Origin of the sequence: Terrisphaera buseokensis (genome assembly GCF_047521145.2) — a bacterium.
GTDB lineage: Bacteria > Verrucomicrobiota > Verrucomicrobiia > Opitutales > Opitutaceae > ER46.
In genome coordinates this window covers 961,179-981,436 of sequence record NZ_CM134186.1, presented here as the reverse complement: position 1 = coordinate 981,436, position 20,258 = coordinate 961,179, and the positions used below count along the sequence as shown (strand labels likewise).

At 65.9% G+C, this 20,258-nt stretch carries 11 protein-coding genes; 2 read left to right on the top strand and 9 right to left on the bottom strand.

Annotated features, from left to right (window positions below; all coding sequences use genetic code 11):
• Positions 1 to 89: 89 nt before the first annotated feature.
• The 8 genes from ACLJEU_RS03580 to ACLJEU_RS03545 form a co-directional block, all read right to left on the bottom strand.
• Positions 90 to 3,212 (bottom strand): TonB-dependent receptor plug domain-containing protein, encoded by a 3,123-nt coding sequence (locus tag ACLJEU_RS03580; protein WP_414660942.1) that lies wholly within the window; start codon positions 3,210 to 3,212, stop codon positions 90 to 92.
• Positions 3,213 to 3,384: 172 nt separating this feature from the next.
• On the bottom strand, positions 3,385 to 4,011 hold the full coding sequence (locus ACLJEU_RS03575) for a response regulator (protein WP_414660943.1): 627 nt from the start codon (positions 4,009 to 4,011) through the stop codon (positions 3,385 to 3,387).
• Positions 4,008 to 6,041, bottom strand: coding sequence for a sensor histidine kinase (locus ACLJEU_RS03570; protein WP_414660944.1), 2,034 nt, complete (start codon positions 6,039 to 6,041; stop codon positions 4,008 to 4,010). The genes ACLJEU_RS03575 and ACLJEU_RS03570 overlap by 4 nt, the downstream gene beginning before the upstream one ends.
• Before the next feature lie 208 nt (positions 6,042 to 6,249).
• Positions 6,250 to 6,405: a hypothetical protein gene (locus ACLJEU_RS03565; protein WP_414660945.1), complete on the bottom strand. Its 156-nt coding sequence runs from the start codon at positions 6,403 to 6,405 to the stop codon at positions 6,250 to 6,252.
• A 609-nt stretch (positions 6,406 to 7,014) separates the two neighbouring features.
• A complete protein-coding gene (locus ACLJEU_RS03560; protein ID WP_414660946.1) occupies positions 7,015 to 10,401 on the bottom strand; it encodes a PVC-type heme-binding CxxCH protein in 3,387 nt (1,128 codons plus the stop codon).
• A gap of 257 nt (positions 10,402 to 10,658) precedes the next feature.
• Positions 10,659 to 11,696, bottom strand: coding sequence for a ThuA domain-containing protein (locus ACLJEU_RS03555; RefSeq protein ID WP_414660947.1), 1,038 nt, complete (start codon positions 11,694 to 11,696; stop codon positions 10,659 to 10,661).
• Positions 11,697 to 11,841: 145 nt separating this feature from the next.
• A complete protein-coding gene (locus tag ACLJEU_RS03550; RefSeq protein WP_414660948.1) occupies positions 11,842 to 14,775 on the bottom strand; it encodes a hypothetical protein in 2,934 nt (977 codons plus the stop codon).
• Between the two features lie 183 nt (positions 14,776 to 14,958).
• Complete coding sequence (locus ACLJEU_RS03545; protein WP_414660949.1) at positions 14,959 to 15,825, bottom strand: ThuA domain-containing protein; 867 nt, start codon at positions 15,823 to 15,825, stop codon at positions 14,959 to 14,961.
• 219 nt (positions 15,826 to 16,044) lie between these two features.
• Here ACLJEU_RS03545 and ACLJEU_RS03540 point away from each other — a divergent pair, with 219 nt between their 5' ends.
• On the top strand, positions 16,045 to 17,001 hold the full coding sequence (locus ACLJEU_RS03540) for an alpha/beta hydrolase (protein ID WP_414660950.1): 957 nt from the start codon (positions 16,045 to 16,047) through the stop codon (positions 16,999 to 17,001).
• 60 nt (positions 17,002 to 17,061) lie between these two features.
• On the opposite strand, the gene ACLJEU_RS03535 is transcribed toward ACLJEU_RS03540, so the two are convergent.
• Entirely contained in the window at positions 17,062 to 17,961 is a 900-nt protein-coding gene (locus tag ACLJEU_RS03535; protein ID WP_414660951.1) for a DUF3472 domain-containing protein, read from the bottom strand.
• Between the two features lie 231 nt (positions 17,962 to 18,192).
• Between ACLJEU_RS03535 and ACLJEU_RS03530 the strand changes: the two genes are divergently transcribed.
• Entirely contained in the window at positions 18,193 to 20,253 is a 2,061-nt protein-coding gene (locus ACLJEU_RS03530; RefSeq protein WP_414660952.1) for a beta-galactosidase trimerization domain-containing protein, read from the top strand.
• Positions 20,254 to 20,258: the final 5 nt, after the last annotated feature.

Sequence of the window (20,258 nt, the reverse complement as noted above, 5' to 3'; positions counted from 1 at the left end):
GAGGTTGAAATCAAGCACCTGCGTGGGCGTTCCCTTACTCACGTGGACGACACCGCTGTTCCCGCCGCAGGGGGACGTTGCGACGGCGGCTAGAATGAAATCGTGTTGGTGAGAATAAACTGCCGCGGATCCTGATAGCGGTAGGTCACGGGCTCGAGCGTCTGCGGATGGACGCTGTTCACGATCAACTCCCGCTGGTTGGTGAGATTGTTGACGTTGAGCTGCGCGGACCAGCGATACTTGCGATTGAAGACGGGGCGCGAGTAGCTGAGCTGAAAATCGTAGACGACTTGATCCTTGGCGGTGGCGTTGGCGATGCGGTTCACCACCCGGCCGTTCCAGGTGTCGGTGAAGTCGGCGTTGGCGGGCACACTGTAGTCGACCTTGGCCCCCGCGACCCGGCCCCACCGCAGGCGCGTGCCTCCACCCACCGAAAGTCCCTTGAGCACTCCGGAGGCGAAGTCGTAACGCGTGCGGAGGTTCACGTTGTGCAGCGGGTCACCGACGAAGCGCATGCCCTCGAAGACGTGCGGGTTGTCGAAGAAAGCCTGCTCGGCGGCGGCGATCGATTCGTTGACGCTGTCGTTGTTCAGCACAAAGGCGCCGGTGGCGACAGCCTCCGCCGGAGAGCGCCAGTCGGTGGAACTCGGCGCATACTGCGGCCGCGGTTGCGTCGCATTCTGCGTGATGGAGAGGGTCGAATATTTTTTCCAATACGGCTTCCAGGCGTCCAGGTACGCGCGGTATTCGCTGCCGATGTTCGAACGCAGCGTCTCGTTGTTCGAATAGTTCACCGAGACCGACCAGTTCGCGAGGGGCTTGCCGACGATTTCCAGTTCGAAGCCCTTGCTTTCGGAGTTCTGGGCGGTGCCGTTGACCTGATTCATCACCTGAATCTGGGTTCGAGCGAAGGCGGCCTCATCAGCCGGGAGGATGGTTGAGTCTGCGAGAGCGGTCCAAATGTTGACGATGTTGGTCTTGTTGAAGCCGGAGCCGCCGAATTCGTTCTTCGAAATGGTATGATAGCGGGTCGCGGTGACGAAGACGCGATTCTGCAGCAGGCTGAGCTTGAGTCCGTAGTCGGTCGTCTCGCCCGACGGCGCGGGAGTGAGGTCGGCGCCGGTGGTTTGTCTCACGTTTTTCGGCGCGACGAAGTTGATGCTCGGTGTGCCGAGACTGCTGGACGTATTGGCGAACGCCGAAAGCCACCGCGTGAGGTGATAGACGCCGCCAAGCGTGTCGGTGTGGCCGCTGTAAATGGTCGGGGTCTTCGACTTGGCATCGACCGGCAACCACACGCCCGAGTTGGGCGTGATCGCCTCCGCCGCGGGATCGCGCACGGCGAGGCCCAGCCAGTTTTTAACCCGGTCGCGGCGGTAGCCATAGGTGGCGACGAGGCGGTCTTTGAAGAGATAGGCTTGGGCGACGCCCATGTACGCGCCGGTTGCGCGCGCCACCGGGCTGGCGACGGACTGCGCGCGCTCCACCTCGTGGGCGTAGAGGTTGGTCACCGCGCCGGTTCGCGGATCCTGATAGGGGATCGGGCCGTTGAGCGCGTACGGTCCTGGAATGCGGTAGTTGGCGTCGTTGAGGACATCGAGGTCACGGACGTAGTAGCGGTAGTAGACCTTGTTGGCGGCGTTTTCAGGTGTCGCGTTGAAGGCACCGCCGCTGGCAATGCCGGGGCCCTTGAGCCACGAGAGCTGGCGGTTGCCGCCGATGGAGTCGGTGCGAACGCTCTCACCGAGTCCCGCGACGCGCACCCGCGCCCACTCGCGCATCGTCTTCTCATACGACAGGGTGATGCGTCCCTGGCTGGTGTGGGCCCGCGAGTAAATCGTGTTGGGCGACATCTCGAAGTAATAGAGGTCGGCGGCGGGCCGGAGCTGGCCGTTGGGCAGGTAGCGGTTGGTGTCGGCGGCCACACCGTAAAGATCCCACTGCAGATCGTTGTGGACGTTGCGCCGCAGGCTTTGGCGGTTGAAGGCCAGCTCCAGGTTCAGATCGCGGACCAACTCGCGCTGCAGGAACACGGAGACATTCGAAACGGCGAAACGGCCGGAGATCCAGTTTCCCTCCAACGCGGCCTCGGGGAAACGCCGGCCCATCTCGAAATCGCTGCGCAGAGGCCCGACGGGACGCTCGGCGGTCGTGAACTGACGGAAATTCTGCGCCGCGGCAAAGCGGTCGCTCACCACCACCCAGTCGCCGGAACTACGTTCCTGCACGCCGGCCACGGCCGTGGCGCCGGTGTCGCGCAACGGCGTGCCGGGGGTGCCGGCTGCTCCGGGGGTGAACGTGCCGCCGGGCACGTAGCTGGCGCCAAAGTTGTTGAAGATCGGCCGGCCGTTCTGTTCCCAAAGCGAGCGAAGGTCGTTGCCCCAGAATGGCCGCGGCACGGCGCGATTGATCTTTCCGTATTCAGCCTCGGCGCGGAGCGTCGTCTGGTGGTCGATGCGCCACCTGGCCGTGAGAAAGATCCGGTCCTGATCGTTGTGGCCGGCTTTGCGCCAGGACTGCTCGCGGCCCTGCAGCAGCACGGTTCGCAGCGCCAATGTGTTCTTGATGGCCGCCACGTTGGCGTCGGCCACCCAGCGGGAACCGCCCCAGGAATCGAGGCGGCTGGAGAGGCTGTAGACGTTCCGATCCATCATGGCCTGCTTCGTCGCGACGTTGATCTTGCCGGCGGGCGAACCGAAACCGAACAGGATGGAGTTCGGCCCGCGCGAGACCTCGACGCGATCGGTCATGTACAGGTCGACCTCGCCCGGCGCATCGAAAAAGTTGATACTGCGGGCACCGCCCGGGAGACCGCGGATGCGGATCGAACGGATGCTGTCGTTGTAGCCGTCGGCCACGGGACCGGCAGCGCGGGCGTCGTCCGTTTCCATCCGCGTGCCCATGCCGTACTCGATGGCGTTTTCGAGATTGGTGGCGGCGATGTCCCGCAGGAACTCGGCCGTCATCGGACTGATCGCGGCGGCGACATCCCGGAGATTCGTGCGCAGACGGGAGCCGGAAAGCGTGTCCTGGCCGGCGTAGCCCGTGTCCTGCGACGTCGACACCTCGAACGGTGAAAGGGTGATGAGTCCCTCGCCCGGCTTCGGAGTGGCGGGCTTCGGCGCGTTCTGGCCGGCAAGTCGAGCCGTGGCCGGGAGAAGGAACAGGGAGGCCGACACCAGGCAAAGCGTCTTGATCGTGGGCAGGGTCATGGACGGAAGGCAGCTGCGGGTTGGGGTTTCACTGGCCGCGCACGGGGATAGGCGCGCGCAACGACGGGAGAATCCAGCGCCCTGCCGGAATCTCCGTCAATTTGCGCACCATCATCCTTTCGGATGAGGACCGCGGGAACGCACGCTGCCCGCGTTTCCCGTGGTCGAACGGCTACGGACGCAACAGTCCGCGTTCCATCGCGACGGTCACGGCCCGGGTCCGGTCGGGGGCGTCCAGTTTCGCGAGAATGTGGGCAATGTGGGTCTTGATGGTCGCCTCGCTGAGGACGAGTTCGGCCGCGATCTGTTTGTTGGCCTTGCCTTGGGCAATGAGCCGCAGGACCTCCAGCTCCCGGGCGCTGAGTGAAACCTGGGTGTTGCGCTCGGCCAGCCGGCGGGCGAGCTCGGGCGGCAGAAACCGCGCCCCGCCGGCCACCGCGCGGATCGCTTCCACGATCGTGTCTTTCTCACCTGACTTTGGCACGTAACCCCAGGCGCCCGCCTCCATCGCGCGATGGACGTCCTCGGCCGTCTCATTGATTGAAACCACGATGATCCGCGCCGCCGGGTGGCGTTGCAGAATCCGGCGGGTGACCTCGACCCCGTGGAGATCCGGCAGGATTCCGTCCATGAGCGTTACATCCGGGGACAGTTTCGCGAAGGCCTCGATCGCTTCAGCCCCGTTGCGGGCTTCCCCCACCAGCTCGAGATCCCGCTCCGCGGCAAACGCTCCGATCAGGCCAAGCCGGATCATGAAATGATCGTCCACCACGAGAATACGGATACGCGGTGTCTTCATGAGGGGCGGGCGAACGTCGCCTTCGGCACGTCCACGGTCACCAGGCACCCTGTCCCGGGTGCGGTCGCGATCCGCAGTTCGGCTCCGTTGTGGGCAGCGCGTTCCCGCATCCCCAGCAGTCCGAAGTGCGGGCCCGGCGTAGCTTCCTTGGACTGGAGATCAAAGCCCCGGCCGTCGTCGCGCACCCGCAGGTATGACGCTTCGCTGGCATGCTCCACCTCGATCACAATTTCCCGCGCATCGGCATGCTTGATCGCATTGGCCAGCGCCTCCTGCGCGATGCGGAACAGGTGAAACTCCAGGACCGCGGGCAGCGCCCGCTCTTCACCGCACACCCGCACCTCGATGCGAGGTCCCGTGGGGCTGGCAGAGGTCTCGGCCATGTCCTGCAGGCCCGCGCTCAGTCCTTGTTTCTCCAGAATCTCCGAGCGCAGATTCATGACGGAGCGCCGCGCTTCGAGTCGCGTGTGGCGCAACATTCGCCGGGCGAGCAGCAGCGCCTGCCTGGCCGCTGCGGGATCGGATTTCACGACGGCGTCGAGTCCGTCGAGTTGGAGCGCAACCCCGGAGAGCTGCTGCTCGAGCGTGTCATGGAGATCACGGGCGATCCGATCACGCTCCTTGCCGACGGCCTCGGCGCGCAGTTGGTCACCGATGATTTCCATCTGGCGGCCGACCTGCCGGCGGAGAACCCAGGTTCCCGCCCAGCCCAGCATCGCCATCGCACTCATCCCGCCGAGCGCGATCAACAACCGACTCGTATTCCACCAGGGAGCGCGGGCGAGGACGGCCACACCGGCGGGTCCCGGGAGGTGCAAACGGAATCCATCCACCCAGCTCATGCGCGGCAGGGCATGGGTGGTGGTCAGCTCGCAAATCCCCGTGAGCCGCAGCCGATCGCCCACCGTCACTTTCATCGGCGCAGCACCACCGACGGGGATCAAGACCTCAAAGATCTGTTGCCCAGTCTGACACTCCAGCACGAGGTCCGACCGGCTTTCCTGGATCGCCAGCAGGGTGGCCTCGAGCGTGACCAGTTCGGCCTGCAGTCTCGGCAGGTCGGATCCCTTGAAATCAAACGGCATCGGTTCCGGGGGCGCGGAGAGGCCCATGGCTTCAACCCTGGCGGCGCGCAGCAGCGGGCGAAACGGTGCGACGCTGCCGTAGCCTTCGACTTCGACCCGTGTTCCCGGAGCAAACCGACTGCCCCGCGCCGCGTAGACAAGCGTGCTGCCGCTGACATCCCGCAGGTAGAATCCTTTCGGGTCGGACTGCGTGACCACGCCCTGGAGGCGGACGGGACTCTTGGGGCCATAGCCCCCGGTCAGAACCTGCGCCACCGCGATCAGGGGGGCGGCGCCTCCCGCGGCGACAACGTCAACCGGTTCAATCGCGTCAAACGAGGAAACGAAGAAATGCCGGTCGGTCATCTGGCGCTGGCGATTGAAGATCGTTCCCAGCACTCCCCGCAGAAGCACCTGGCGCTGCATCAAAGCCGCGGCGCGCTCGTCGGCCCTCGCCTCGACGGGAAGCTCCGCCTTGAAAGGCAGGCCGTACACCTCGATGTCCAGCGTCAAGCGGCGATCCCTCGCTTCATAACCCACCACCACGGCGGGCACCTCCACCCAGGCGGAGTCAAACTCCGGCGAGAAAATCTGGTCCGCCGACAACCGGGCCGGGAGCGGGAGCGGACCCCGCATCAGGACGGTCGCGCGTGCGGCACCGACGCTCGGATAGTATCCAAGCAACATGGACGAACCTTCCACCCGCAGTCGCGTGCCGGGCGGAAAATGCGCGGGCTCCTTCCCGGGCACCAGCTTCACATAACAACCCGCCGTGCCGTCGTGCATGAACACGTTCCAGGGCGATGCCGGGTCAGCCCCCAGCACAGTCGCATCGAGTTTCACCTCCAGCCCCTTCTCGGCCTCGTCATGCGGGAGCGCTCGCACGGCGGTGAACGAAACCAACGGGTCTGCCTGCAGCGCCAGCGGAGCGAAACCAGTCAGGAGAAGCAGACGGAGGAGGGGCATGAAGGAATGACCTGAGTCAGGGGCCTTCCCGGCCCCGACCGAAAGCGAAAAGCAAGTCATGCCACCCTGCGATGGCCATGGGAAAGTGGACGGTCACGAGCTCCGCACGTCCAGTCACCCCATGGGGTCGCGGCCTGAATATCGCACCCGCCGCCCCCACTCCGCGTCAGACTTGTCGGCACTCGAGGCGTGAGCCCCTGGCCACACCTTAGAAGCGATCCTCGGCGTTCAACCGGTACGAGATCGGGTCGCCCATGGAGATGGAACTCGGATGATAGTTCTCGTTGAAGAGATTCGAGACGGTCGGGTTGTAGCTGAGGTTCCGGCCGAAGGGTTTGGTGGCGTAGCCGGTGGGAGCGCTCACGACGACGTGCGAAATCGGCTGGAAATCCTTCGTGAGGTTCGCGGCGAGGCGCAGCTCGAAGCCCTTCGCGTGGTTCTCGCCGACCTGCGTTTCGTAGGTGCAGGCACCGATGGCATCGGTGGCGCTGAAAGACCGGCGGCCGTTGATGTTGACCGTACGGAAGACAGGAGTGACCAGATGGGGTCACGTCCGGAATCCGGACAGCACGTCGTCGCCGACCCGGATCGTCGGCGCGCTCAAGCCCGCCTGGTCAGATTCGCGCCGCGACCCCGTTTCCACCGCGGCTGAGTTTGTCATTCATAATACCAATCGCTCCTTGCTTTTGGACTTCTGGATCGATCGTGGCTACGAGCGCCAGCGAGTGGCCGAACGGCCACTCGCTGGCGCTCGTAGCCACGGCTAAAGTCCAAAGGCAAAGAGCGATTGGTATCAGTCATAAGATGACAAACGGCGTCGCCCCGGGGCGGTGGGTGCGTTCGGACGAGTCGGCTTGGGCGGCGTCGGACCGGCGAGATGACTGTGGGCGTGACGTTCAAGCGCTCCCGGCCGGACGCAAACGGGCGGGCCGGGCGCGCACCTGACCGACCACCAGCGACACGTGCGGCCGACTCACTCCACAATCAACACCCCGCGCATGACCCGCCAGTGGCCGGGGAACGTGCAGATGAAGGGATACCGCCCGGCCTGCGTCGGCGCGGCAAACGTGAGCTCGGCGCGACTGCCGGGATTCACGAGCGGCGTCGCGTGCAGGACCTTCGCCGAAGCGGGCACGAAGTGTTTCGCAAGGCTCGCCGGATCACCCGCCATCTGGTCTGCCAGCAGGCCGACTTCCTCCTCGGCGCCGAGGGCCACGAGCACGAGATTGTGCGGCATCGAGTCCGGATTCTCGAAGACGAGGCGCACGGGTTGTCCGGCCTTCACGCGGAGTTCGCGCGGGGAGAACTGCATCTGGTTCGGCACCGCCTGCACCCGCAGCGCATCCGCGTCGGCGGCGTGCGCCTTCGACCAGGCCACGGCGTACGCGTTCAGCGCTGCGTCATCGGCCGCGAATTTCGCCCCCACCAGCGGCTGCCCGAGGGAATCGTAAACGTACACCGGCGGCGGGGCGTTGCGGAGTCGCCGGTACGTGATCTCGATCGCGTTCAAGCCTGACTGCAGTTCGAAAGCCACCTGCTGTTCCGAACTGTAGGGATTATCGGCGGACGCGAGCTGGACGCCGTTGGCGGAGATATCGAGGTAGCCATGCTTCACGCTCAGCACCGCAGTCTGGGGCGCCGTCACATCGACCAAGGTGCGAAACGTGACCTCCGTCGCCGCCGGAGCTTTCTTTTGTTTCGCCGCGCCCTTCGCTGCCGGCGGCACCGCGACCGCGACCTCTCCCCGGATCTGAAGCCAGGTGGGAACGCGCGTCGCCGGCGAAACCTCCAGCACGGGAACGGAGCGGCCCTTCCGCGGCTGCGTGCCCGCGCGGAGATCCGTCAGCATCTGTTGCACGGCGGGCTCGGTGGGATGCAGATGCGCCACCACCGCATCGAACTCCGGCCGCGTCGGCCGCAGGTGCGCGACGGCGTTGATCACCGCCATCCGCACGCGGGGATGGGAATCGCCCACCAGCTGCGTAAACCGTGACACGGCGTCAGGGAGGCGATCCACCGTGAGGCGGATGAGCTGCGCGGACGCCGCCCGCATGAGCGGATCGTCCGAGCGCGAGAGACTCGTGATCCACGCCGGGCGGACCGCGCCCGTGGCCGCGAGCACCCATGACGCTTCGAGCAGAGCCTGGTCGAAGCCGGGCTGCGTGCGCGGTTGCGCCGCGACCCACCCTTCGACCGCCGGCCCGGCCGCGGCGCCAAGTTTGCGGAGCTGAATCCGCGCGTGGTGCCGCACGATGTTTTGCGGATGCGCGAGCAGCTTCAACAAATCGGCCGTGCCCGCGCCTTCGATCGTCGGCCAGTCCTTGGCGACGGGTTTGCCGGTGTGCACCACGCGCCAGATGCGGCCGCGCACATGATTCCACTGGGGATCGCGCATGCTGTGCTGCGCATGCCCGATGATCAGACTGGAGAAATCGGAAACATACAGGGCGCCGTCGAAACCGAACTCCACATCGACCGGGCGAAACGTGCTGTTCTTCGAACTGAGCACATCGAGGCGATTGGCGGCGACGATGGGACCGGCGTCAGCGTTCACCGCCGAGAGCGACACGATGTAGCTGCCGAGGAGCGACGCGGACGCGATGCCCTGCTGGAACGCATCGGGAAAATTCGGGCTCGAGATCACGCTGAGGGCCGAACCCTTCGCGTAGTTGAGCACGGTGGCGTTGCCATAGGGATGATAGACGCCCAGCGGCGTCCAGGTGAGCGGCACCGCCTCGAGCACGTGGCCGCCGCCATAGCGTTGGAAAATATTCCCGTGACGATCGAAGGACACCTTCCACGGATTCGGCGTCATGCTCTGCCACTCCGCGGTGATGCGTCCGGTCGCAGGATTCAGGCGATACGTCGTGGAGTCGATGCCGCGCACGACGCCAAAGGGCGTTTCAAACTGGGAGCGGTGAAACACGCCGTCGGAGAACAGCAGATGGCCGATCGGATCGCTGGTCACCATGCCGCCATGGTGCGAATCCGTGACGTCGATCCCGCGCAACAGTTCGGTCCGCGTATCCGCGCGGCCGTCGCCGTCGGTGTCGTTCAAGACCAGCAATCGCGGCTGCGCCGAGACGATCACGCCGCGTTCGTGAAACGCGACGCCGTCGAGCGCGTCGAAGCCATCGGCGAAAACCGTGCAGGTGTCCGCCCTCCCATCGCGGTCGGTATCTTCGAGCACCAGGATTTTGTCGCGCGGTTGTTCGCCTGGAATCGTGTGCGGAAACGACGGCATCGTGACCACCCAGAGGCGGCCACGGGCGTCGAAGCTCAGTTGCACGGGATTTCTCAGCTCGGGAAACTGCTCCTCGGAGGCGAAGAGGTTTACCGCGTAGCCGTCGGCCACCACCAGCTCCTGCTGCAGGTCGGCGGGCGAGCGGACGGTGCCGCCGGGAAAGCGATACGTGGTGGTCTTGCCCTCGGGCAGTGGCGGCAGTGACGGCGCCGGGTAGTCGGCGAAGCGCTTCGCCGGGTGGGCAACCAGGTCGTGCACGATGGCATCGGTCTGCTCGACCAGCTGGTGATAGCGAGGCAGCTCTGCGGCGTTTTCCTCAGGGCGCTTGCGTACGCCGTAGTAGAGCGCGCCGTTCTTCGGGCGCACGAGCTCGGCGTTATAGCCGTGCTTCACGGCCACCGCCCGCGCCACGTCGGCCAGACGCGGAGTCTCGACGAGCGCCGGATAGGATGAACCCAGGAGAGCGCGCGCCACCGCGTCGCCGACTTCCCGCGCACCGGCAGCCGTGAGATGGATGCCGTGGACGGTGAGCGGCTGCGCGCTGCGGCCGTAGGCGTCGCGACTCGCCGTGAACAGATCGACAAAGTCGGCTTGATGCTCGCGCGCCAACTCGCGAATCGCGTCGGCGTAGGCCGCGACGTCGCGATTTCGCCCGGCCGCGTTCGGCGCGCTGCGCTCCTCGACGGCAATCGGCGCGAGCAGCACGAGCCTGGACCCGGGGTGCAGCCGCGCGATCTCCCGCAGATGAATCTGATACTGGGCCCGAAACGCCGGGAGGCCGGCGGCCCCCGCGAAGGATTCATTCATCCCGTAACCCAGCACGACGACCTGCGCCGGCCACGCGGCGAGCAAGCTCTTGAGGTGCTCCACATAACCTTCGGGTCGGAGGCGATGGCCGACCTCGTCGCCCGTCCACGCGAGACTACGGATCCGGATTTTTTTGTCGGGATACGCGAGCTGCACGCGCGCCTCGAGGTCTCCCGACTCGAGCAGGCGCTCGACCACGGCGTTGCCATAGAAAAGGATTCCGTCACCCGCTCGCAGGGAATCGCCCACGGCGGCAGGCGCCAGGGACGGGAGGAGGAAAATCCACAGAAGAAGGGACGTAAGTTTCATCGCTCAATTCATCCGAAGGTGGAAGCCGTGCAGCGCGGTGCCGGTGGACCGGGCGTCGCCCCTGCCCACCGGGCGTCGAAAAAGGCAGGGCACGTTGTCCCCAACGCGCCGCTTCACGGAATTCATCACGGTGAGCGCGGCGGCTTGGGGACAAGCCGCCCTACCCTCGCCCAGACGTTTTCGCCGCCGTCCCGGAGCGGCGAGGAATGTCATCGGGTGGCGGGCGGGTTCAGCGCGCGATCCGAATTCCGTGCGAATCATTTTTTCGCCTTCTCCTTTTTCGGAGCGGGTTTTTTGACGTTGTGATGCGCCGGGATGGGGCTCGTGAAGCCGGCATACATTTCAGGCTTCACGTCGAGCGCGTAGCCGGGGCCAAAGGTGTTGGGCTGGAACGGGCCGACGAACCCGATGGCGAGATCGGGAGTGATCGCGTTTTCAAGTCCGCTCGCCCAGAGGCAGCCGTTCACGACGAGGCGGCGATAGCCTTCGTTGGTGATGTCCTCAGGTGTGCCGTAGAGCGTGGTGAAGACCCGGCCCGTCTTTCCAGAAGCAGAGCGGTACGTGCGCGTCCATTCGGAGGGCATCGGCGGTTTGGTGGCGTCCGCCGGCGAATCGGGCGTCATGCCGTCGAGCGGCTGCGCGAACGTGAGGACCTCGCCATCGGTCGGCTTGCCCACGTAGCCACCGACGTGCACCCAGACGTCCTTCACGCCGCGCAAAATCGGGTGTCCCTGCTGGTCCGGGACGATCGTGATGCGGGTGCTCTGCGCGTGGTTCTTGCCGTAGTGGCCGACCCACGTCTGCCCGAGGACCTGGTGGCCGAAACCGAGTTCGTAGTCGGCGCCCTTGTAGTCATAGGAATATTTCGGGAACGGATCGCTGCTCGTCGTCTTGAAGGCATGCGTGGCGGTGCGCAGGCCGACGACGGGACCGCCGCGGTTGAGGTAGGCGTCGATGTGCGCCATCTGTTCGCGGGGAAACGCCTGGAAGCGGAGAAACACCACGGCGAGGTCGGCGCGGTCGAGGGCTTCGAGGCCGGGCATGTTCGAGTTTCCCGGGACAATGACGCCCGTGGCCGGGTCGACATTGAACAACACCGTACAGGTGAAGCCGTGGCGCTGCGCGAGAATGCGTGCGAGCGCCGGCAGGGTCTCCTCGGAGCGATACTCGTGATCGCCGGCGAGAAAGACAATGTGCCGGCCGAGGCCCGGACCCTGCGTGCCCCGGTAGACCAGCGGGGCCGCACCTGCACCGAGGACGAGCGAACAGAACAAGAGGCCGAGGAGAGCTTTCATGGGTTTTGCAACAAGCCGAGGGGGTCACGTCCGGAATCCGGAACTTGCAGCTTTCGCAAGAGCGGACGTCGCGTCAATGAGACGCGCTGTGTGCACCGCCGGGTAAGACTTGTCCGGAATCCGGACCTGACCCCGTGGGCCGAGATCAGAACATCACGTTGGTCGTAAGGGCCGTCTTCCGCGGTGAGTATTGGTATTGGAAATACCGGATCACGCCGGTCGTGCTGCGCGGGAGGGCGAGGACGCGCTGGCGGTCGAAGACGTTGTCGATGTTCAGCTGCACGGTCATCTGCGATTTCGCGAAGCCCTTGAAGCGATAGACGATGAAGACGTTGTTCTGCAGCTTGTCGGGGTAGTAGAAAAGTTTCCGCTTATTGGCGTCGGCGGCGTCGGTGTACATGTAACCCCGGAAGCTCCTCGCGTAGATGCTGGCGAGGCCGCCCACGAGGCCACGGAAGCGGCCCTCGCTCACCTGAAAACGGTTGATCATGCTGAACGAATTTTCCGCGTAGCCGGAGGTGGCCTCGCCGGACTTGCGCACGATGAGCTCGGGCACGGGCGGGACGAAGCCGAGCTGGTGGGCACTGATCGGGAGCGCGGTTTTCGTGGTGCCGACGCCGGTGGTGCGAAGGCCGAGCGCCTGCGAGTTAAGGATCGCGCCGGAGTCGGGATCGAGGTTGGCGAAATACGGACTCGTGCGATCCTTCATCATCGCCAGCGATAGAGCGATGGTGGCGCCGTTGGGCTGAGTCGGATCCACGGGGACCATGAGGGGAGTGAGCGAGTTGGCACCCGCATTCCGGATCGCGACGACCTGCTGGCCGCCGACGGTCGTCGTGTTGAACTCGTCGTTGTAGAAGATCGGCAGGACGACGTCGCTGCGTTCGGAGCCGTTGGCCTGCGCCCAGCTGAAGGTGATTTGCCACGGCTTGAGGGGACGGGCGCTGAGGCTCGCGCTCAGGCCGTCGGACGTGCGGCTGAAGACGTAGCCGGCGCCACCGTTGCGGCCGTTGATGCCGTTGGGATCAACGTCATCGCGGATGCCGCCGAGCGAGGCGGCAAAGTTTGAACCCGTGGTCTGGTAGTAGGTGATGTTGCCCGAAAGGCGGTGATCCCAGAGCGAGAGTTTGAGGCCGCCCTCCTTGGTCTCGCCCTTGCCGATCGGAAGGAGGTTGTTGAACACGTCGCGGTCGGTGGCGAAATTGATTTTCGCGTTGCGGGAAAGATTGGCGTAGCCGCGGAGTCCGCGGAGCGGGGTGTCGAACACGACGCCGTAGGTGCGGCTCGCATAGTCGATCGGGCCGCGGGCGACAGTGGTCGTCGTGCGCACGGTCTCGGCGTTTTCGAAACGGAGGCCGACAAGCGTATCGATGCGGCCTCTCCAGAACGAACTCGTGAAGCCGGTGCCCCAGCCCTTCTCGGTCGTGTCATCGTTGGAGAAGGCCGTGCTGGTGGGCTGGCCGAGGGCGTTGAGCGGACCGCCGAGGCCCTCGGGGTTCATGGGCGTCGCGGGCACGGTGCCGGGCGCCACCGAGGTGTCCCACGCGTAACGTTTGCCGTTGGGGTGCGTAATGATGTCCTGCGGCCACTTCAAGTTGCCGGGCATCGCGGTGGAGAAGATCGGACGCCACATCGCGGGCATCAGGTTGCGCCCGGAATCGGCGTTGCGGATGTTGGCCTCGTTGCGAACCCACGAGCCGTCGGCGTTGATTTCATAGAAGCGCGCGGTGCGGCTGACGGTCCACGAATCGAGGCGCGAGTAAAAGACACTGAGCCGGTGGTCGCCCCAGCGGCCGAGATCGCGGTGGCCGACGGCGGTGATCTTGTAGCCGTGGGCGCCGGTGGAGAACGGCGAGCCGCCCAGCGACGTGAACGCGGCCCACTGGCGGAGCGGCGCGCCGTTGGCGTCGGTTGCGAGATTCGTCGGCAGGTCGGGATGGAGGAACTGCGTGCTGAGCGGCGAGAGCGCGCGATTGATGCGGTCGTCGTGGCTGTAGCGGAGCTGGAACGCGAGGTCGCGGTGTGGCGTGAGATCGACGGTGACACCCTTGGCCTTGTTGATCCAGTGCTGGCGCGGGATGACTCCGGCGAGCGAGTCCTGATTGCGGAGGGTGATCAGATTGTCCAAACGCTCGGAACCGCCCAGGCCGGTGATGTAGGCGGGCGACTGGTTGTCCATCGTGACGCCGTTGTTGAGGACGAAACCGGCGGGCGTGCGAATGGTCGCGCCACTCGAGATGATGGCGGCGCGCTCGTAGCGGCGGTAGTCGGCAAAGATGCTGATCCAGCGCCAGGGCCGGAGCGTGACCGCGGCCTGCACGCCGGTTTGATCGAGCCCGAGGATCGGACGGTAATAGCGGTCGGCGTTCTCGAGGAGGTTGAGACGGAAGGCGAACTTGCGCGTGCCGACGTTGAAATCGCCCGTCAACGTGTGCGAGCCCTCGGAGTCGAACTTGGTGCTGAGTGTGACGGAGCGCTGGTTGACGCGGGCGCGCTTCGTGTTGATGACGACGATGCCGCCGGGATCACCGGAGCCGTAGAGGAGGTTGTTGGAGCCGTTGACGGCCTCGGCGCTCTCGACGTCGAAGCCGTTGAAGCCGGCGGTGGACGAGCGGAGAAAACCATCGCGCCGCGGCTCGCCGATGGAGAAGCCGCGGGCGTTGTAGGCACCGGGCTGGGCGGCGTCGCCCTCCTGCATGCCACGCTGGTCCTCACTGCCGCCGCCGAAGAGCATCGCACCGAGGCCGCCAAAATCCGAGAGCAGCTTGAACACGTCACCGCCGCCCAACTCGTCCATCATCGTGCGCGTGAGCACGCGCGCGTCGAGCGGGGCCTTGTTCAGCGGCGTGCTGATGCCGGTGAGGGAATTGGTGTTGGTGGCCTCGTAGGAGTCGTTGGGATTGCCGGACACTTCGAACGGCGAGAGCTGCACGGTGGCCGCGTCGGCCGGCGCAGGAGCCGCGCTGATTGCAGGGGCGGGAACGGGCGCCACCGCCTGAGCGGCGAGAGGACAGATACTGGAAGGCAGCAGGCACGCCAGAGCTGCCGGTACAAGCGGGAAGAAACGAGGGGTACGCATCGGGGAGGCAGCGACGGTGCGCGCAAACTCACCGCCCCGGCAATCATCGCCTTGGTGAACTCGTTCACCAGCGGGCCGGACGTTCAGGCGGCACATCGCGTCCAGTCCGCCGCGCGCCCACGCCGCGCCAAAAAAGCAAAAGGCGCACCGAGGTGCGCCCGCGTGGGTTGAACTGCCTTCGACTCAGCGCGCCTGCGCTTCGTAGCCGGCGACGGGCTTGCCGTCCTGGCCCAGCTTGCCGGCGGCCCAGAGCAGGCCGCGCGCGACGAGATCGAGATAGCGCGCATCCTCGACCGTCGAATTGTTGTGCCCGAGCGAGGTCGAGAACACGCGCGTTTTCTTGGGACCGAATTCATTCGTCCACACGACGACGGCGTCCGCATCCTGCTTGGAGCCGTCCTTCTTGTTCGTGACCGTCTGGCGCCCGGTCGCAAGCGCGCGATGTCCCGCGAAAACCGACGGCGGCTGGATATTGTTATAGAGCTCCTCCTTGCCGGTCTGCCACGTCGTCATGCCGCGGGTGATCGGGCTCGCCCCGGCGATGAACGTCACGGCGATCGGCTCCTGCGGTCCGTGGCGGGTCGATTGCAGGCCGAGGAAATCGAACCACATCGCGCCCTCGGAGCCGGGCGTCTGCGGCCGGGCGAAATCGGTGACCACCCGATAACTGTGCATCGCGCAGTGCAGCGCCACGGCCGGAATGCCGTCGAGGTGCGGCTGCAGGACGTTTTTCACCATGGCCACGTCGTTGATCCCGGCGGCGCACTCATCGTGGATCACGAGATCGTAGCCTTTCGCGTAATTCGGATCCGTCAGGCACGCGAGCGGCGGCTTCGTGCTCTTGTCCGGCGTGTGCATGTGCTCGACGATCACGTTGGCCCGCTGCTCGAGACCTTTCTTCAGAATATCCTTCTGGGCCACGTAATCGTGACAGCAGCCACCGGTGACGAGCAGCACCTTGAGGGGCTTCGGCGCCGCGGCGGAAAATCCGGCGGCGGTGAGGGTCACGGCGAGCAACGCCGTGACGAGGGAGCGAAGGGAATTTTTCATGGGGAGGAAAGCAGGACCCGGGCGCGCCGGCGGAGGAAAAGGGAGACGCGTCACTCAACAAGCCCCGCCGCGTGGGGCGACAACAAAGATGCCGAAGGGCAGCGCGGGACTTGTTCCACCAGCGCTGGTGCCCGCCCGGGCGACGAGGCTTGCCGCGGGTCCACCCATCGATCGACGATCGCACCGGCATACCGGCCAGCGCCCGGCGCCGTTCCCCTCATGCAACCTCTCCGCCACCGCGTCGCTCTCGGCGTCCTGTTCGCGCAGGTCGTTTTCCTGCCACTTTCCGCCCAGACCGGCCCGCGTACCGGAGCCGGCGAGGAAGTCGATGCCGCCGCGGCCGACGCTGCGGCCCACATCAAGCCGGACCGCAAGGTCACCTACAAAACGGTCGGCACCGTCACGCTCCAACTGAGCATCTTCAATCCGCCCGGCCACGCGCCGGAGCAGCCACGTCCGGGCATCGTCTTCTTCCACGGCGGCGGGTTCAACATCGGCGCTCCGTCCAACTTCTACGCGCAGGCCCAGTACCTCGCGCAACGGGGGATGGTCGCCATTTCCGTCGAGTACCGGATCCGGTCGCGACACCAGACGACACAGCGGGAAGCCCTGATGGACGCGATGTCCGCGATGCGCTGGGTGCGCGCGCACACTTCGGAACTCGGGCTTGATCCCCAGCGCATCGCCGCCGCGGGCGGTTCCGCGGGCGGGTTTCTCGCCGCTGCCGTCACGACGCTCAGCGGCCTCGACGAACCGGGCGAAGACACGACGACAAGCACGCGGCCGAACGCGCTGATCCTTTTCAATTCCATGATGGACCGCGGTCCGGGCAGCCGCGCATTCGCGAAAGTGGAGGCGGCAATGGGCGATCGGTGGAAAACGATTTCACCGCTGCACAACCTCCATCCCCATTTTCCCCCGACAATCCACTTTCTGGGCCGAAGCGATAAAAACATCACCGTCGAGAGCGCCGAAAAGATGAAACGCGCGATCGAGCAGATCGGCGGGCGCTGCGATCTCCATCTTTACGCGGGCCAGGAGCACGGTTTCTTCAACTACGGGCGCGGCGACAACACTTACTATCGACTGACCTTGATTGAGACCGACCGGTTTCTCGCGTCACTGGGTTACCTGCAGGGTCCGCCCACGTTGGAACCGCCTGAGGCCAAGCGCTGACGTCCACGCCAAGGGGACGAAGATAATTCACCGTTCGCGTTCAGCGCGAACCGCGCTGCCCTAGCGCGCGGTCGCAGCGGCGCTGGTCGCAAACGCGGCCGCCGGCAGATCGCGCGGCGCGGCCGCGGGCGTGACTTCGACCGCCATCGCGCTGGTGAGTTCAGCCACGCGTTTAGTCTCACCGCCGGTCGCGAGAAAAAAGCCCGCGCCCGCGGGACCGGCGTTGATGTTGTCCCTCGCCTCCCACGCGGCGCGTGAGGCGGTGAATTTCGCCTGCGCGAGCTGCTGCCACTCGCCGCCGGCCGGCTTCATCCAAGCATTGAAAAAACGCGCGCGGCGCACGTCGTCGGGACTGCGCCCGTCGCGGCGAAAATCCTCCACGAAGGAATAAAGCCCGCGCAACAGCTTGCCGCCCGTCCGCGTGCGAAAGGTGACGAGATGCTTCCACGTGTTCGTCGCGGGATCGACGATCCAGCCGGAGTACGCGGTCTTTTCGCCGTGACGCTCCGCGCGGACGAAAAACCGGTACGTTCCGCCAACCACCCACGGAAAATCCGTCATGCACTGGCCGCCGGTGCCCTCGCCGCCGAAGCGTTTGATCCGCACGCCCGCGCCCTCGTGCAGCAGTTCGACGCGCTGCTCGGGCGTGACGGCATTCGGATCGTCGCCCTTCGTCGGATCCCACACCGAGAAAATCGCGACCTTCTTCCCGTCGCGCACTTCCTGAATGCCGAAGTAGCCGCCGCTCCAGCCGCACGCCATGAAGTAGCTGCCGGGTGTCGTCTGCTCGACCGTTGCCTCGAGGTAAAACGCCTCGCTCTCCGGCGCCGTCCACTGCAGGTGCACCGATCGCGCGGCGCGCGCCGGATCCTTGCCGCCGATGCTCTCGACCGCGCCGGTGGAGCCGAGCGAGAGGAGCAACGCGCAAACGAGGGAGATCAGGCGAAGCGGGGCGGGCATGATGACAGCATGGGGAAACTCCGCCACGCGCGGCCATCCCGTTTTTTCATCCCGTCGTCCCGCCTGCTTTTCTCCGTGGCCACGAGCTATTCGCCGCGACGGCTGCGGTGCGCACGGAAGTTAATACTCCCGTCCGCACGCGCGGCCGCGATTGCGACCGCGCCGTCCAACGGGCACGCTTCCGGACACGGGGCCACGATCGTGGCCGCAGTCCCCGCCGCCCTCCCCTTCATGAAACCGTTTCGCTCCCGGCTCGCCCTGCTGCTGTCCCTGCTGGCGTTCGCGCCGCTGCCCGGTCTCCGTTCCGCCGATACGCCGCCGCGGCTGAAGCGCGCCGACAGTTTTCTCGGCATCCATTTCGATTTTCACGCCGGGCCGGACTGCACCGAAGTCGGACGCAACACCACGCCGGCGATGATCAACCGGATCATCGACCTCGTGCATCCCGACTATCTCCAGATCGACTGCAAGGGTCACCCGGGCTTCTCGAGTTATCCGACGAAAGTGGGCAACCCGGTGCCCGGTTTCGTCGGCGATCCATTGCGCGTGTGGCGCGACGTGACGGCCGCACGGGGCGTCGGTCTGTATATGCACTACTCCGGGGTCTACGACAGCCATGCCGTCAAGACGCCGGGTTGGGCCGCGGTGGACGCCGCGGGTCAGCCGAGCACCAAGGCGACGTCCTTCTGGGGCCCATACGCGCAGCAGCTGCTGATTCCGCAGCTGCGTGAACTCGCCGGCGTCTACGGCGTCGATGGTGCCTGGGTGGACGGCGAATGCTGGTCCGCCGTCGTCGACTATAGTCCGGCCGCGATCGCGGCGTTTCAAACCGCGACCGGCATCCGGGACGTACCACGCAAGGCCGGCGAGCCGCACTGGTTCGAGTTTCTCCAGTTTCACCGCGAGAGCTTCCGGCGCTACCTGCGCGACTACGTCACCGCGGTGAACCGCGCGTATCCAGATTTCCAGCTCTGCAGCAACTGGGCGTTCACCGATCACATGCCCGAGCCCGTGAGCGCGCCGCTGGCTTTTCTTTCCGGCGACTATGCACCGGACAACAGCGTCAACTCCGCGCGGCTGTCGGCGCGCTTTCTCGCGCAGCAGGGAAAATCGTGGGACCTGATGGCCTGGAGTTTTTCCAACAAGGCCGTGGCGGGACAGAAAACGCAGAAGACCGCGGCGCAGCTGCAGCGCGAAGCTGCCGTAGTGCTCGCGCAAGGCGGCGGGTTTCAAGCCTACTTCAAGCAGAAGCGCGACGGCTCGATCTTTGACGAGCAGATGCCGGTGATGGCGGAGGTCGCCGCCTTTTGCCGCGCGCGGCAGGCACTCTCGCACCACGCCCAATCCGTCCCGCAGATCGCGGTGCTGCTCTCGCAGGAGGATCACTACCGTCGCAACGCCGGACTCTTTTCGCGCAATCTCACGCGCGTGAACGGCGTGCTCCAGGCCCTGCTCGAAAGCCAGCAGGCAGTCGACGTCGTCGGCGAACACCATCTGACCGGCAATCTCGCGCGTTACCCGCTTATCATCGTGCCGGAATGCGATTATCTCACGCCGGCGTTTCGCGACGAACTCGCCGCCTACGCGAAGAACGGCGGCAGCCTGCTCCTCGTCGGTCCCGGCACCGCGAGCCTCTTCGCCCGCGAACTCAACGCGAGCGTCATCGGCCCGCTCTCGGGCAGCGTTCCGCTGCGCCTGGAACACAACGGCGCGACCGTGGACATCGCCGCTCGCTGGCAGGCCCTGTCGCCCGCCCCCGGCCTGCGCCCGTTCGGCCTGATCACGCCGGTCACGCCCGCGAGCGCCACGAAGGCTGCAACGACTGCGAAAGCCGCCGTCGTGCCGCCGTCGTCCCCACTCCCGGCGGCGTACGTGACGTCCTTCGGTCGCGGCCGGATCGCCGCGATCCTGTTTACCGCGGGAACGACGTACCCGAAGGACCGGCCGCCGGTCCTGCGCGACTTCATCGCCGCGGTGGCGCGGGAGGTGTTTGCCCAACCGCTGGCTGAAGTCACGGGCTCGCACGACGTCGACGTGGTCGTAGCGCAGAATCACGGCCAGCTCATGGTGCACCTGATCAACACCTCGGGCCCGCACGCCACGCAGTCGATCATCGAGTCGATCGCGCCGGTCGGTCCGCTCGCGCTGAGCCTCCGCGTGGCCCGGCCGCCCGCGCGCGTCACGTTCGAACCCGGCGCGCGCGTGCTGCCGTTCACCGCCGCGAACGGCGCGATCCGCGTGACGGTGCCGTCAGTTGCGATTCACGACATCGTCGTGCTGCACGAGCGGTGAACGCC

Excerpts from the sequence above, each read along its gene's own strand:
- ACLJEU_RS03580 (WP_414660942.1), bottom strand. The coding sequence starts at position 3,212 with ATGACCCTGCCCACGATCAAGACGCTTTGCCTGGTGTCGGCCTCCCTG.
- ACLJEU_RS03575 (WP_414660943.1), bottom strand. The coding sequence starts at position 4,011 with ATGAAGACACCGCGTATCCGTATTCTCGTGGTGGACGATCATTTCATG.
- ACLJEU_RS03570 (WP_414660944.1), bottom strand. The coding sequence starts at position 6,041 with ATGCCCCTCCTCCGTCTGCTTCTCCTGACTGGTTTCGCTCCGCTGGCG.
- ACLJEU_RS03560 (WP_414660946.1), bottom strand. The coding sequence starts at position 10,401 with ATGAAACTTACGTCCCTTCTTCTGTGGATTTTCCTCCTCCCGTCCCTG.
- ACLJEU_RS03555 (WP_414660947.1), bottom strand. The coding sequence starts at position 11,696 with ATGAAAGCTCTCCTCGGCCTCTTGTTCTGTTCGCTCGTCCTCGGTGCA.
- ACLJEU_RS03550 (WP_414660948.1), bottom strand. The coding sequence starts at position 14,775 with ATGCGTACCCCTCGTTTCTTCCCGCTTGTACCGGCAGCTCTGGCGTGC.
- ACLJEU_RS03545 (WP_414660949.1), bottom strand. The coding sequence starts at position 15,825 with ATGAAAAATTCCCTTCGCTCCCTCGTCACGGCGTTGCTCGCCGTGACC.
- ACLJEU_RS03540 (WP_414660950.1), top strand. The coding sequence starts at position 16,045 with ATGCAACCTCTCCGCCACCGCGTCGCTCTCGGCGTCCTGTTCGCGCAG.
- ACLJEU_RS03535 (WP_414660951.1), bottom strand. The coding sequence starts at position 17,961 with ATGCCCGCCCCGCTTCGCCTGATCTCCCTCGTTTGCGCGTTGCTCCTC.
- ACLJEU_RS03530 (WP_414660952.1), top strand. The coding sequence starts at position 18,193 with ATGAAACCGTTTCGCTCCCGGCTCGCCCTGCTGCTGTCCCTGCTGGCG.